Source organism: Pseudomonas sp. UMAB-08, from assembly GCF_900095225.1.
Lineage (GTDB): Bacteria > Pseudomonadota > Gammaproteobacteria > Pseudomonadales > Pseudomonadaceae > Aquipseudomonas.
The window spans coordinates 53,471-65,992 of the sequence record NZ_LT607416.1; the positions used below are offsets into that span (position 1 = coordinate 53,471).

Consider the following 12,522-nt stretch of genomic DNA (forward strand, 5'->3'; position numbering starts at 1 on the left):
GGGCGAACCTTTTGGGTTGGCCCGAATGGGTTAAGGCAGGCATGTGTAGCTGATGCCCGTCAGTTAAGGTGATGGGTACGTGTGGGAGCGGATTCGCTCCCACAGACCTTGACTGACGCTGTCAGGGCAGCTGGATTACCAGCAGATACCTTCGGTCCGGCCACTTGTGCTTGTGGCGTTGGACATGAAACCAACCAGGTCGATAACCTGTTTGCCGGCCGGGGCTTTGTCTGCCAAGGCGCGGAACTTCTCGTCACGGTTGCCGAGAATGATCACGTCGGAGTTGTTGATCACTGCTTCAAAGTCCGAGTTGAGCAAGGACGAGACGTGAGGGATCTTCGACTCGATGTATTCCTTGTTCGCGCCGTGCATGCGGGCATATTCGACGTTGGTGTCGTAGATGCTCAGGTCGTAGCCTTTGCCGATCAGCATTTCTGCCAGGTCCACCAGCGGGCTTTCGCGCAGGTCATCGGTGCCAGCCTTGAAGCTGAGGCCGAGCAGGGCGACTTTGCGTTTGTCATGGCTGGTGATGATGTCGAACGCGTTTTGCACTTGCGAAACGTTGCTGCGCATCAGCGAGTTGAGCAGCGGCGCATCAACGTCCAGCGAGCCGGCACGGTAGGTCAGGGCGCGAACATCTTTGGGCAGGCAAGAGCCGCCGAAAGCGAAGCCTGGACGCATGTAGTACTGGGACAGGTTGAGTGTTTTGTCCTGGCAGACCACGTCCATCACTTCACGACCATCGACGCCCACCGCTTTAGCGATGTTGCCGATCTCGTTGGCGAAGGTGACCTTGGTTGCATGCCAGACGTTGCAGGTGTACTTGATCATCTCGGCGACAGCGATGTCCTTGCGGATGATCGGTGCGTCGAGCTCTTCGTACAGCGCTTGCAACACGTCACCGGAGGCTTTGTCGAACTCGCCGATCACGGTCATCGGTGGCAGATCGTAATCCTTGATCGCGGTGCTTTCACGCAGGAACTCAGGGTTGACCGCGACACCGAAGTCAACACCGGCTTTCTTGCCGGAGCAGTCTTCGAGGATCGGAATCACGACGTTGGCGACAGTGCCCGGCAACACGGTACTGCGCACGACGATGGTATGACGGGTGGTCTTGTCACGCAGGACAAAGCCAATTTCCCGGCAGACTGATTCGATGTAATCGAGTTCCAGATCGCCGTTCTTTTTGCTGGGCGTGCCCACGCAAATCATCGACAAATCAGTGTCGCGAATAGCGGCAGAGAAGTCCGTGGTGCCACGCAGTTTCCCGGTTTTGATGCCTTGCGCCAGAAGCTCTTCCAGGCCCGGTTCAACGATAGGCGATTTGCCATTGTTGATCAGGTCAATCTTGGCGCTCGAGATGTCTACACCTACTACATCATGACCACGTGCAGACAGGCAACCGGCACATACTGCACCGACATAGCCCAAACCAAAGATGCTGATACGCATCGTATTCTCCTTGTTTATTCACGCCATAAGTTGGCTGGATATTGAGGTTGACCAGCAATAATCATCCGCCCAGCAGTGCGACGGTTAGACGTCACATACCGGGCGTAGGCATAGTTAAGTTGTGAGGGCCTAATAAGGGGCGCACTCAATGACGCTGATAAGGGCTGCACTTGGCCTATTGTCAGGCTCTGGCCCATGGGGCTTGGCGAAGCACGCTAGGACGCGTTGCCGGCAAGCGCGGAGCGCACAGGCCTTGGTTCAGGGCCTTGATGTGCGTTACCTGACAATTGCCACAAGCACTAGGATGGTGCTTTACCTGATCTTATTCAGACACAGGGTATTGCGTGATCTCCTGGGCTAACTCATCGACCCTGCGGTCGAACTTCATAGAGGGTAACTTCCCGGACCTTCTCGTCACCGTGTAAGTCATCGCTTACAATGTTGGCGAGAATTGTTACGATGGGTAAGAGCCTCTAATTTTGATATTAGTTCCGGGCCGCCGATCTTCTTTTCGAAACTAAGCCATTTAAAATTTTCAGAAACCGTACTTGCATATTAGTGGCACTTACGGACGAGGCCTTAATGAATAGGGAGTTGCGGGCAGGAGATAGTTATAGGCCACTACCTGAAAGGGGGGGCGTCGCGGAGTGAAAAAAAGCTGTAATTTTTTTGAGAATTTCAGATTTCAAATTTACAAGACGTTTTGTTGGCGTCAATAAACCATCTAAAAGTGCGTATCAATCGGGTGTGGAAAGTGACAACGTGCACGCTTTCGAATGAGCCGTGCACCTCACACTGCATTTATTGGTCGGCTGTCTCCCGGAGAAAAACCAGGGTGTCCGCTTTCGAATGCGCCGGGCTGTAACAATAGCCGTGCTCGTCGAACTGTTTTAGTGCGTCGGGATTGTTTATGCGTTCTTTGATCACAAAGCGGCTCATCATTCCCCGGGCTTTTTTCGCGTAGAAACTGATGATTTTGTACTGACCGTTCTTCCAGTCGCGGAACTCGGTATTGATGATCCGCGCATTGAGGGTAGAGCGCTTCACTGCCGAAAAGTACTCATTGGAGGCCAGGTTCAGCAACACGTCATCGCCTTGGTCGGCCAGCGCCTGGTTCAGCCACTCACTGATGTGCGTGCCCCAGAACGCATAGAGGTCTTTGCCGCGGTCGTTGCTCAGTTTGGTGCCCATCTCCAGTCGGTAAGGCTGCATCAGGTCCAGCGGGCGCAACAGGCCATAAAGGCCGGAGAGCATGCGCAGATGGTCCTGGGCATAGGTGAAGTCGGCGTCGGTGAAATTTTCGGCTTGTAACCCGGTGTAGACATCACCCTTGAACGCCAGCAGCGCCTGCTTGGCGTTCGCCGGGGTGAAAGCCGGTGTCCAGCTACCGAAACGTGCTGCATTGAGCCCCGAGAGCTTGTCCGACAGGTGCATCAGTTCGCCGATCTGCACGGGGGTCAATTCACGCAACTGAACCATCAGTTCCTGAGAGTGATCCAGGTACTGCGGCAGCGTGAAGCGTGCGGTCGTCGGCGGGGTTTCGAAATCGAGGGTTTTGGCTGGGGAAATCACCATCAGCATAAAATCGTCTCCTTTAATCGTGGCGCGATTCTAGGGGGTGGGCGGTGTGGACTCCAGCTATAGTGCGCCGCGGGGATTTTCTGGGGATTTGATTGTGCGCATTGTTTTATTCATCTCGGTCTGCCTGTTCTGCTTCAACGCTCAGGCCGCCGGGCCTGCTGTGCCCGCCATGCTGGATCGCAGCGTATGGCCTGAGCATTTGACCACGCCGGTCTTGTTCGATGTCGCCTCGCGCGCCGAGATACTGGCCTTTGCCCATGCCTTGCTGGCCAGCGAAAGCCAGGATGAAACGGGCCTTAAAGCGCGTCTGGGGCTGAAGAAAATCAACATGGTTTCGCTGAATTTGATCCGCCAGCGTCTGTGGGCGCGCTTGTTGGAAAATTACCAGTTTGCGCAACAGAGCTGCGAGCAGGACGCCTCTTTCTGCGTGCTGGTCGAGGACATGGAGATGCTGCGCGAGCGGGCCGAAAATTTTCAGGTCGCCGACGATTCGTTCTATGCGGCCTGGGCGGCACCGAGCCGGGCGTTTCACGAGCGCTACCTGAACGAGCTGCTGCGCATGGCGGCCTTGTTCCCGCTGGTCAGCAGCGAAATCGAACGTTACAACTCAGACGAACTCACGGGCGATGAACTCAACGACCGCGCATTCCTGCTCACCTTCGACAGTGGCCCGACAGTGGTCGGTGGCACCACGGATTGGTTGACTGAGTACCTGCGCCAGCAAAAGCTCAACGCTGCTTTCTTCGTACTGGGCAAAAACATGCAAATGCGCCTGGAAAAAAGCGCCGTGCCCGAAGTGCAGGGGCTTTATAAGCAGCAATGCGTGGGCTTGCAGGGCTGGGAATACCGTTCACACAGCCAGTGGCTCGACTGGCAGAGCTCGGTTCAGCGCAGTGCCGTGCTGTTGCAGCAGGTGCTGCCCGACAACTACCTGCCGCTGTTCCGTCCCCCATATGGCCACCGTCGGGCCGACAGCGCCGAATATTTCCGCGCCCAGGGTCTGAAGGTTTCGTTGTGGAATATCGATTCTCAGGACTGGAACCGAAATATTTCCGCCCAACAGGCCAGCGAGCGGGTCTTGACCCTGATGCTGCTGTGGCGACGCGGGGTCATTGTATTTCATGACATCCACAATAAAGTCGAGACAGCCTTGCCCTGGCTGATCGCCAACACGGCACAAAGTGGACTTCAATGGCAGGATTGTCACGACTATCCCTGAAAGGCCCGTGGGGCAAGGGCATGCAGGCATTTTAAGGGCGGGAAGAGGTGGATTTTTTCGACAATTCGGGTCAGGCGGACTTCTGACTTTAACGGTGCTTTGCGGTCTCGCCAAGCGCTATTCGTCATGCTGAAAAATAAACTTCAAAAAAACGTCAAAGTGCTTTTTTCTGTCATGAGTTTTGCGGTATTACCACTACAGACCGCCGAAACCTGCAACACAGGTGGCGTCATCCCAGACCCATCTTGAGCATTTTCTTCTCTGCCTGAAGAGGAGAGCTACGGCGGCCTTTCCGTGGCGCAGAACTGTTGTGGTATTGCGTTGCTTGGCTTCTAAAAAGGTGAGCGAGTATGGATGATCACGGACGCACCCCTTCTTCTAACCAGCCAATCCTTTACGTGCTCGATACCAACGTATTGATCCATGATCCAAACGCACTGCTGAATTTCGAAGAACACCACGTCACTATCCCCATGACCGTCCTTGAAGAGCTGGACAAGCTCAAGGCCGGCAAGCATTCGGTCGCTGCCGAGTGCCGCCAGGCGATTCGTTTGATCGACAAGACACTGGGCAACGCGACGCCGGAGGAAGTTGAACAGGGCGTACCGATCGACAGGGGCACAGGCATCTGCAAAGGCTTCCTTTCGATCCTGATGAACAAGCGGGCCGAGCCCAACAGCTTGTTGCCCGAGCACCTGAACGACAACATCATCATTAACCAATTGATCGACCTGCACGTGCGCAACAAGGATTTGCCTGTCGTGCTGGTGACCAAAGACATCAACATGCGCCTCAAGGCGCGGGCGTGTGGGATCGCCGCAGAGGATTACAGCACAGACCAACTGGTCGACGACGTGTCCATGCTGTCGCGTGGCTACCACAACATGACCGGCTCCTTCTGGGACCGTGTCAGCAAGGTCGAAACTCGCCAGGATCACGGCCGCACATGGCATCGCGTGCAGCTCATCGACAACCTGCCGGCGGTGCACATCAATGAGTTCATCATCGATGCGCAAGGCTTTGTCGGCTGGATCAAAGGCATCCAGGCCGACGAACTGCTGATTCTCGACATGCATCAGGAGCCTTTGTTGCACCAGGAAGCCTGGGGCCTGAAACCACGGGACATCTACCAAGGCCTGGCGTTGTTTGCCTTGCTCGATCCGGACATCCATCTGGTCAATCTGTCGGGCGCAGCTGGTTCGGGTAAAACCATTCTCGCCTTGGCGGCAGCCATCGAGCAGACCATGGTCAGCAAGCGCTATCGGCGCATTATCGCTACCCGTAGCGTGCAGGGGCTGGATCAGGAGATTGGCTTCCTGCCCGGCACCGAAGCAGAAAAAATGGAGCCGTGGCTCGGCGCCATTACCGATAACCTTGAAGCGCTGCACATGGATGACGAAAACACCCATGGCAGTGTCGACTACATCCTCAGCAAAGTGCCGTTGCAGTTCAAATCCCTCAACTACATCCGTGGACGCAGTTTCCAGCAAAGCCTGATCCTGATCGACGAATGCCAGAACCTCACACCGCACCAGATGAAAACCATCATCACCCGTGCCGGTTCCGGTTCCAAAGTGGTCTGCCTGGGTAACCTGGCGCAAATCGACACCCCGTACCTGTCGGCCACCAGTTCTGGCCTCACTTACCTGACGGAGCGTTTCAAGGACTTCCCTAATGGTGTGCACATCACCCTGCAAGGGGTGCCACGTTCGATCCTCGCCGAGTATGCGGAGAGCCATTTGTAGCGCTTGATGGAGAGCGGTGGATAAACCTGCAGGAGCGAACTTGTTCGCGAAGGCGTCGGTTCAGGCATAGAAGATCCAGCGCCTGTCCCGTCCCTTCGCGGATGAATCCGCTCCTACAGTTAATGAGGTAGTTCCAGTTTTAGGTTTACAATCGCCACTCCTGCTCAGGAGTAAGGCTGTGCTAACTCATCTCGATTCCCAAGGTCGCGCCAATATGGTCGACGTCACCGACAAAAACGTGACGTTCCGTGAGGCTGTGGCCCAAGCGTTTGTGCGTATGCGCCCTGAAACCCTGCAAATGATTGTCAGTGGTGGCCACCCCAAAGGGGATGTGTTCGCCGTGGCGCGTATTGCCGGCATTCAAGCGGCAAAGAAAACCTCGGATTTGATCCCGCTGTGTCATCCGTTACTGCTGACCGGCGTCAAGGTCGAGCTGAGCGCGGACGGTGAAGACGCGGTGCGCATCGTCGCCCGCTGCAAGCTGTCCGGGCAGACCGGCGTGGAAATGGAAGCGCTGACGGCGGCGAGTGTCGCTGCGCTGACTATCTATGACATGTGCAAGGCAGTGGATCGCGGCATGATCATCGAAAACGTCCGCCTGCTGGAAAAGCTCGGCGGCAAGAGTGGCCACTTTATTGCTGAAGAGCCGGCGGGCGCGCAATGACCTTTAAAGTGCTGTATTTCGCTCGTTATCGCGAGGCCTTGGGGCTGGATACTGAAACGGTAGACGGCGAGTTCGCCACTCTCGACGCTCTGCGCGAGCATCTGGCACTGCGTGGTGGTGTGTGGCAAGTGTTGGCCGAACAAAACCTGATGTGCGCCCGCAACGAGGAGCTGTGTCAGCTCGACGAGCCGCTGGTATCAGGCGATGAAGTGGCGTTCTTCCCTACCGTGACTGGAGGCTGATCATGGCGATTCGGGTGCAGACGGCTGCGTTCGATCCGGGCGTCGAAGTGAATGCCTTGCACGCTGCCAATGTGGGGGTTGGTGCGGTGGTCAGCTTCATCGGCTATGTGCGCGACTTCAACGAGGGGCGGGAGATCGCAGGGATGTTCCTGGAACATTACCCCGGCATGACCGAGAAGGCGCTTGGCAAGATCACCGCTGAAGCCGAACAGCGCTGGCCTTTGCTCCGGCTGGACGTGCTGCATCGGGTGGGCGCTCTGGAACCGGGTGAGCCGATTGTCTTTGTCGGCGTCGCCAGCGCTCACCGGCAAGCGGCATTCGATGCCTGCGCGTTTGTGATGGACTATCTGAAAACCCGCGCACCGTTCTGGAAGAAAGAGACCTCCGGCGACGGCCCACACTGGGTCGAAGGTCGTGACAGTGATCACGCGGCGGCGGGGCGTTGGGTCGATAAGACCTGATCCCGAACGGGCTTCTTCGCGAATACACGGGCTCCTGATTTCATGGAGCAAAAAAAAGCGCATCACCGAAACCGGGATGCGCTTTTTTTGTGATGCAGTGATCTTTTACTGAGGCTGAGCGCTCTTGCGCACCACCGGTTTCAACAGCTCGGTCGGCGGCGTTTCGCAGCTGATCTTGCGGCCTAGCAGCGCTTCGATCGAAGGCAGCTGATAGGAGTCATCTTCCCCGGCAAAGCTGATCGAGACACCGCTGGCGCCAGCACGACCTGTACGGCCTATGCGGTGCACATAATCGTCCGGCACTTCGGGCAGGGTGAAGTTGATCACGTGGCTGATGCCGTCGATATGAATCCCGCGACCTGCGACGTCGGTGGCCACCAATACGCGGATTTTACCTTCGCGGAAGCCTTCCAGGGTCTTGATGCGTTTGTGCTGCGGGACATCGCCGGACAACTGCGCGGCGTTGACGCCATCACGCACCAGACGCTCTTCGATACGCCGCACTTCATCCTTGCGGTTGGCGAAGACCATCACTCGTTCCCAGTTGTTCTCGGTCACGAGGTTGTAGAGCAGCTTGTACTTGTCGGCGGCGGCCACGGCATAGATATGCTGTTCGACCATTTCGCTGGCCACGTTTTCCGCTTCGATTTCGACGATGGACGGGTCGGTGGTCCACTGCTTGGCGAGGTTCATCACGTCTTCGGTGAAGGTCGCGGAGAACAGCAGGGTCTGGCGTTCGCCCTTGTGCGGGGTCTGGCGAATGATCTGGCGCACTTGCGGGATGAAGCCCATGTCGAGCATCCGGTCGGCTTCGTCCAGCACCATCACTTCGACCATGTCCAGGTGCACTTCGCCGCGTTGGTTGAAGTCCAGCAGGCGGCCCGGTGTGGCCACCAGAATGTCGCAGTGGCGGGCTTCCAGCTGCTTGAGCTGCTTGTCGAAGTCCATGCCACCGACGAACGTCATGACGTTGAGGCCGGTGTACTTGGTTAGGCTGGCCGCATCCTTGGCTATCTGCACCACCAGCTCGCGGGTAGGGGCGATGATCAGGGCACGCGGTTCGCCCATATAGCGCTCTTTGGGCGGCGGGGTCTGTTCCAGCTGCGTGATGATCGAAATCAGGAACGCGGCTGTTTTGCCGGTGCCGGTTTGCGCGCGACCGATGGCGTCTTTGCCCGCGAGGGTAAAGCCCAATACTTCGGCCTGGATGGGCGTGCAATACGGGAAACCCAGGTCGTGGATGGCATGCATCAGTTCGGGCGACAGGTTGAAATCGTGAAAGCGGGTTTTGCCTTCCTGTGGCTCTACGACAAAGTCTTCGGGCTTCCAGGCGATGACCGGTGGTTTTGGCGCGCGTTCACGACGCGGGCGCTCGGCCTTGGGTTGTTCGACTTTTGGGGATTCGATGTGCGTGTGCTGATCCTGGACAGGCGTGCTGGCAGGTACCGATTTTTTTGCGTTGTGTGGCCGTTGATCGCCCTCGGTTGGGTCGATGGCAGCAGGCGAAGGAGCGATGGGGCTGGGCGCGAGCTGCTCAGCCTCGCTTTTACCGAACATCTTTTTGAGTGCTCTGAGCACGGTCATCTCGTCAATTGATTAAGGAATATACGACAGGCAGTGTAAAGCAAGAACCCGGCGCGGCGTAGTGCCATGCCAAATGCCCTACACGACATGTCAAATCAGGGCTTCTCAGCGCGCTTCAGGTGGCATCTGTCCGCTCTGATTGAGCGATTAACGCAGCTTTTGCGCCAACCAGACGCCAATGTCGGAAATTTCCTGCGGTAACACTTCGTGGGCCATTGGGTATTCCTGCCATGTTGCGGTGACGCCCAAGGCCTTCAGGTACTCATACGCGGTGCGCCCCATGGAGTTTTGCACCACATCATCATAGTGCCCGTGCAAGCAATACACCGGGGTCCGTTGTTGGCTCGCGGAAAGGGTCATTTGATCGCTGAAGGTAGGCGCGTAAGTGGACAGTGCAAGCACACCGCCCAAGGGCCCTTGCCAGCGCAGGAATGCAGTGTGCAATACCACCGCGCCACCTTGGGAGAAGCCAGCCAGGAAGATTCGTGCCGGGTCGATGCCGCTGTCGCGCTGCTCTTCGATCAGGTTCAGGAGCATCTGGGCCGATGTCTCAAGCTGCTCGTGACTAATGGCCCGGGCCGGGCTCATGGCCAGAATGTCGTACCAACTGGGCATCTCGTAGCCACCATTTATGGTGACTGCGCGGGTCGGTGCCTGGGGCAAAACGAAGCGTGTCGTCAGCAACGTGGCTTGCAGTGTCTCAGCGACAGGCATGAAGTCGTAACGGTCGGCGCCCAAGCCATGTAACCAGATGACGCAGGCATCGGCGGTCTTGACGGGCTGGAGGGTCAAAGGGGTGGTCATGGCTGCTCCATTAGTGTGCGTGCGCTCTTTCGCAGTGCGTTAGTACAGGGCACATTCAAAAAATAGGGTTGGACGATGTCGCAAGGTTACAAGTTTTGCCGTTGATGTGTCGCTAATTCGACATTGCCAGCATGCTGGTACGGGCTTTGCTATACAACCTTCGGAGTGAATGCGCTCACCCCGGGCGGTAACACTATCAGGCGACTGATGGCCGCGGGGGAGCTTGTAACCCATGTATCAAGATTCTGCGTACGGTTCGTTCTGTACCGGACTGGTCCAGCGGACATCATGGGGGGCTTCAGTCCATTCGGCCGATTGACGGGCTGCGGGTAGGTGGTGTCGGGTAGATCTCGCACCAGACTCGTGGTCCAGGTCTTACGTCGCGTGACCCAAAAATAAGCCAGCACGGGTCATTAACGCCTCACAAGGGTGCGACGGGACTCAAGCTCCTACACAACAAAGAGCAAACTGGAGGTTTGAATGAAGATGTTGAAATCCACCCTGGCTGTACTGACGGCGGCCGCGGTTCTCGGCGTTAGCAGTTTTGCTCACGCAGGCGCCACCCTCGACGCCATTCAGAAAAAGGGTTTTGTTCAGTGCGGTGTCAGTGATGGCCTGCCAGGTTTTTCGGTTCCAGACTCGACAGGCAAGATCCTGGGGATTGACGCTGACGTTTGCCGCGCTGTCGCTGCTGCCGTCTTTGGTGACGCTACGAAGGTCAAGTTCAGCCAGTTGAACGCCAAAGAGCGCTTCACCGCGCTGCAATCGGGCGAAATCGACGTGCTGTCGCGTAACACTACCTGGACCAGCTCCCGTGACGCGGGCATGGGCCTGGTGTTTGCCGGCGTGACGTACTACGACGGCGTTGGCTTTCTGGTAAACAAAAAGCTGGGTGTTAAAAGCGCCAAGGAACTGGATGGCGCGACCATCTGTATCCAGGCCGGTACTACGACTGAGCTGAACGTTTCCGACTTCTTCCGCGCCAACAAGCTTAAATACACCCCGATCACTTTCGACACCTCTGACGAAAGCGCCAAGTCGCTGGAAAGCGGTCGTTGCGACGTGCTGACCTCCGACAAATCGCAGCTGTTCGCACAGCGCAGCAAACTGGCGAGCCCAGGCGATTACGTGGTAATGCCTGAGACTATCTCCAAGGAGCCGCTGGGCCCTGTCGTGCGTAAAGGCGACGAAGACTGGTTCTCCATCGTCAAGTGGACCCTGTTCGCCATGGTCAACGCTGAAGAGATGGGCGTTACCTCGAAAAACGTTGTAGAAGAAGCCAAAGCCAGCAAAAACCCGGACGTTGCTCGTCTGCTCGGTACTGACGGTGAGTACGGCAAAGACCTGAAACTGCCGAAAGACTGGGTCGTACAGATCGTTAAACAGGTCGGTAACTACGGCGAAGTCTTTGAGAAGAACCTCGGACAAAGCACTCCGCTGAAGATCGACCGTGGTCTGAACGCGCTGTGGAACAACGGCGGCATTCAATACGCACCTCCAGTGCGCTGATAGGCCCTGCGCTCGGTAACCTTTAACCGTTACCGAGCGTTGTTCTGTTCCAATCTTCATGGGGCACTTCATGCAAAATCAAATCGGCGCACCAAAGCAGAGGTTTTCCCTCAGCGATCCTAAAGTGCGTGCGTGGCTATTCCAGATCATCACGATTGGCGTGGTGGTCTTCATGGGTTGGTATCTGTTCGATAACACCCAGACAAACCTTCAGCATCGCGGCATCACGTCCGGGTTCGGCTTCCTTGATCGGAGCGCCGGTTTCGGCATTGCTCAACATTTGATCGATTACACCGAGTCCGACACGTATGCGCGGGTGTTCGTCATCGGTCTGCTCAACACCTTGCTGGTGACGGTCATCGGTGTCGTGCTGGCGACGCTGCTGGGCTTCATCGTTGGTGTTGCCCGGTTGTCGCCTAACTGGATGATCAGCAAGCTGGCCACGGTTTACGTCGAGGTTTTCCGTAATATCCCGCCGTTGCTGCAAATTCTGTTCTGGTACTTCGCCGTCTTCCTGACCATGCCGGGTCCGCGCGGCAGCCATAACATCGGCGGTATGTTCTTTTTCAGCAATCGCGGCCTGAACATGCCGGGCGCCACCGTGACCGACGCGTTTTGGCCGTTCCTGGGCAGCGTGGTGGTGGCTGTCGTCGCTGTCATTCTGATGGTCCGCTGGGCCAACAAACGCTTCGAAGCCACCGGCGTGCCGTTCCACAAGTTCTGGGCTGGCCTGGTCTTGATGGTGGTGATTCCGGCGCTGTGCGTTCTGATATCGGGCAATCCGCTGCACTGGGAAATGCCGGAGCTCAAAGGCTTCAACTTCGTCGGCGGCTGGGTAATGATCCCGGAACTGCTGGCCCTGACCATCGCCTTGACGGTGTACACGGCGGCGTTTATCGCCGAAATCGTGCGTTCCGGGATCAAGTCGGTGAGCCACGGTCAGACCGAGGCTGCACGCTCGCTGGGCCTGCGCCCTGGCCCGACCCTGCGCAAGGTCATCATCCCGCAAGCCCTGCGGGTGATCATTCCACCGTTGACCAGCCAATACCTGAACCTGGCGAAGAACTCTTCGCTGGCGGCCGGTATCGGTTACCCGGAAATGGTCTCGTTGTTTGCTGGCACGGTGCTCAATCAGACCGGTCAGGCTATCGAGGTGATTGCGATCACCATGAGCGTTTACCTGGCGATCAGTATCAGCATTTCGCTGCTGATGAACTGGTACAACAAGCGCATTGCGCTGATCGAGCGGTGAGGAAAAGCG

The 12,522-nt window shown here is 56.9% G+C and carries 11 protein-coding genes; 7 read left to right on the plus strand and 4 right to left on the minus strand.

Annotated features, from left to right (window positions below; translation table 11 throughout):
• Nucleotides 1-135 precede the first annotated feature (135 nt).
• Both K0F75_RS05815 and yaaA read right to left on the minus strand, forming a co-directional pair.
• Entirely contained in the window at nt 136-1,452 is a 1,317-nt protein-coding gene (locus K0F75_RS05815; RefSeq protein WP_219060912.1) for a nucleotide sugar dehydrogenase, read from the minus strand.
• Between the two features lie 801 nt (nt 1,453-2,253).
• Nucleotides 2,254-3,033: a peroxide stress protein YaaA gene (gene yaaA, locus K0F75_RS05820; RefSeq protein ID WP_219060913.1), complete on the minus strand. Its 780-nt coding sequence runs from the start codon at nt 3,031-3,033 to the stop codon at nt 2,254-2,256.
• 94 nt (nt 3,034-3,127) lie between these two features.
• Here yaaA and K0F75_RS05825 point away from each other — a divergent pair, with 94 nt between their 5' ends.
• From K0F75_RS05825 to moaE, 5 genes are all read left to right on the plus strand, one after another.
• A complete protein-coding gene (locus K0F75_RS05825) occupies nt 3,128-4,252 on the plus strand; it encodes a polysaccharide deacetylase family protein (RefSeq protein ID WP_219060914.1) in 1,125 nt (374 codons plus the stop codon).
• Between the two features lie 350 nt (nt 4,253-4,602).
• Nucleotides 4,603-5,997, plus strand: coding sequence for a PhoH family protein (locus tag K0F75_RS05830; protein ID WP_219060915.1), 1,395 nt, complete (start codon nt 4,603-4,605; stop codon nt 5,995-5,997).
• Nucleotides 5,998-6,175: 178 nt separating this feature from the next.
• Nucleotides 6,176-6,661 carry a cyclic pyranopterin monophosphate synthase MoaC gene (gene moaC / locus K0F75_RS05835; protein WP_219060916.1) on the plus strand — a complete coding sequence of 162 codons (486 nt, stop codon included), beginning with the start codon at nt 6,176-6,178 and terminating at the stop codon, nt 6,659-6,661.
• Complete coding sequence (locus K0F75_RS05840) at nt 6,658-6,903, plus strand: MoaD/ThiS family protein (RefSeq protein ID WP_219060917.1); 246 nt, start codon at nt 6,658-6,660, stop codon at nt 6,901-6,903. Before moaC ends, K0F75_RS05840 begins: the two co-directional genes overlap by 4 nt.
• A gap of 2 nt (nt 6,904-6,905) precedes the next feature.
• Nucleotides 6,906-7,364, plus strand: a complete 459-nt coding sequence (gene moaE, locus K0F75_RS05845) for a molybdopterin synthase catalytic subunit MoaE (RefSeq protein ID WP_219060918.1) — start codon at nt 6,906-6,908, stop codon at nt 7,362-7,364.
• A 105-nt stretch (nt 7,365-7,469) separates the two neighbouring features.
• On the opposite strand, the gene rhlB is transcribed toward moaE, so the two are convergent.
• A complete protein-coding gene (gene rhlB, locus K0F75_RS05850; protein ID WP_219060919.1) occupies nt 7,470-8,948 on the minus strand; it encodes an ATP-dependent RNA helicase RhlB in 1,479 nt (492 codons plus the stop codon).
• Between the two features lie 147 nt (nt 8,949-9,095).
• Nucleotides 9,096-9,752: an alpha/beta hydrolase gene (locus K0F75_RS05855; protein WP_219060920.1), complete on the minus strand. Its 657-nt coding sequence runs from the start codon at nt 9,750-9,752 to the stop codon at nt 9,096-9,098.
• Nucleotides 9,753-10,232: 480 nt separating this feature from the next.
• Here K0F75_RS05855 and K0F75_RS05860 point away from each other — a divergent pair, with 480 nt between their 5' ends.
• Together K0F75_RS05860 and K0F75_RS05865 are read left to right on the plus strand one after the other, a co-directional pair.
• Nucleotides 10,233-11,261 (plus strand): amino acid ABC transporter substrate-binding protein, encoded by a 1,029-nt coding sequence (locus K0F75_RS05860; protein ID WP_219060921.1) that lies wholly within the window; start codon nt 10,233-10,235, stop codon nt 11,259-11,261.
• Nucleotides 11,262-11,331: 70 nt separating this feature from the next.
• The gene (locus K0F75_RS05865; RefSeq protein WP_219060922.1) at nt 11,332-12,513 is read left to right on the plus strand and encodes an amino acid ABC transporter permease; all 1,182 of its coding nucleotides are present in this window, start codon (nt 11,332-11,334) and stop codon (nt 12,511-12,513) included.
• The last annotated feature ends 9 nt before the right edge of the window (nt 12,514-12,522 follow it).

Coding starts and splice junctions, on each gene's coding strand:
- K0F75_RS05830 (WP_219060915.1), top strand. CDS start 4,603: ATGGATGATCACGGACGCACCCCTTCTTCTAACCAGCCAATCCTTTAC.
- K0F75_RS05840 (WP_219060917.1), top strand. CDS start 6,658: ATGACCTTTAAAGTGCTGTATTTCGCTCGTTATCGCGAGGCCTTGGGG.
- K0F75_RS05815 (WP_219060912.1), bottom strand. CDS start 1,452: ATGCGTATCAGCATCTTTGGTTTGGGCTATGTCGGTGCAGTATGTGCC.
- K0F75_RS05865 (WP_219060922.1), top strand. CDS start 11,332: ATGCAAAATCAAATCGGCGCACCAAAGCAGAGGTTTTCCCTCAGCGAT.
- K0F75_RS05860 (WP_219060921.1), top strand. CDS start 10,233: ATGAAGATGTTGAAATCCACCCTGGCTGTACTGACGGCGGCCGCGGTT.
- moaE (WP_219060918.1), top strand. CDS start 6,906: ATGGCGATTCGGGTGCAGACGGCTGCGTTCGATCCGGGCGTCGAAGTG.
- rhlB (WP_219060919.1), bottom strand. CDS start 8,948: ATGACCGTGCTCAGAGCACTCAAAAAGATGTTCGGTAAAAGCGAGGCT.
- yaaA (WP_219060913.1), bottom strand. CDS start 3,033: ATGCTGATGGTGATTTCCCCAGCCAAAACCCTCGATTTCGAAACCCCG.
- K0F75_RS05855 (WP_219060920.1), bottom strand. CDS start 9,752: ATGACCACCCCTTTGACCCTCCAGCCCGTCAAGACCGCCGATGCCTGC.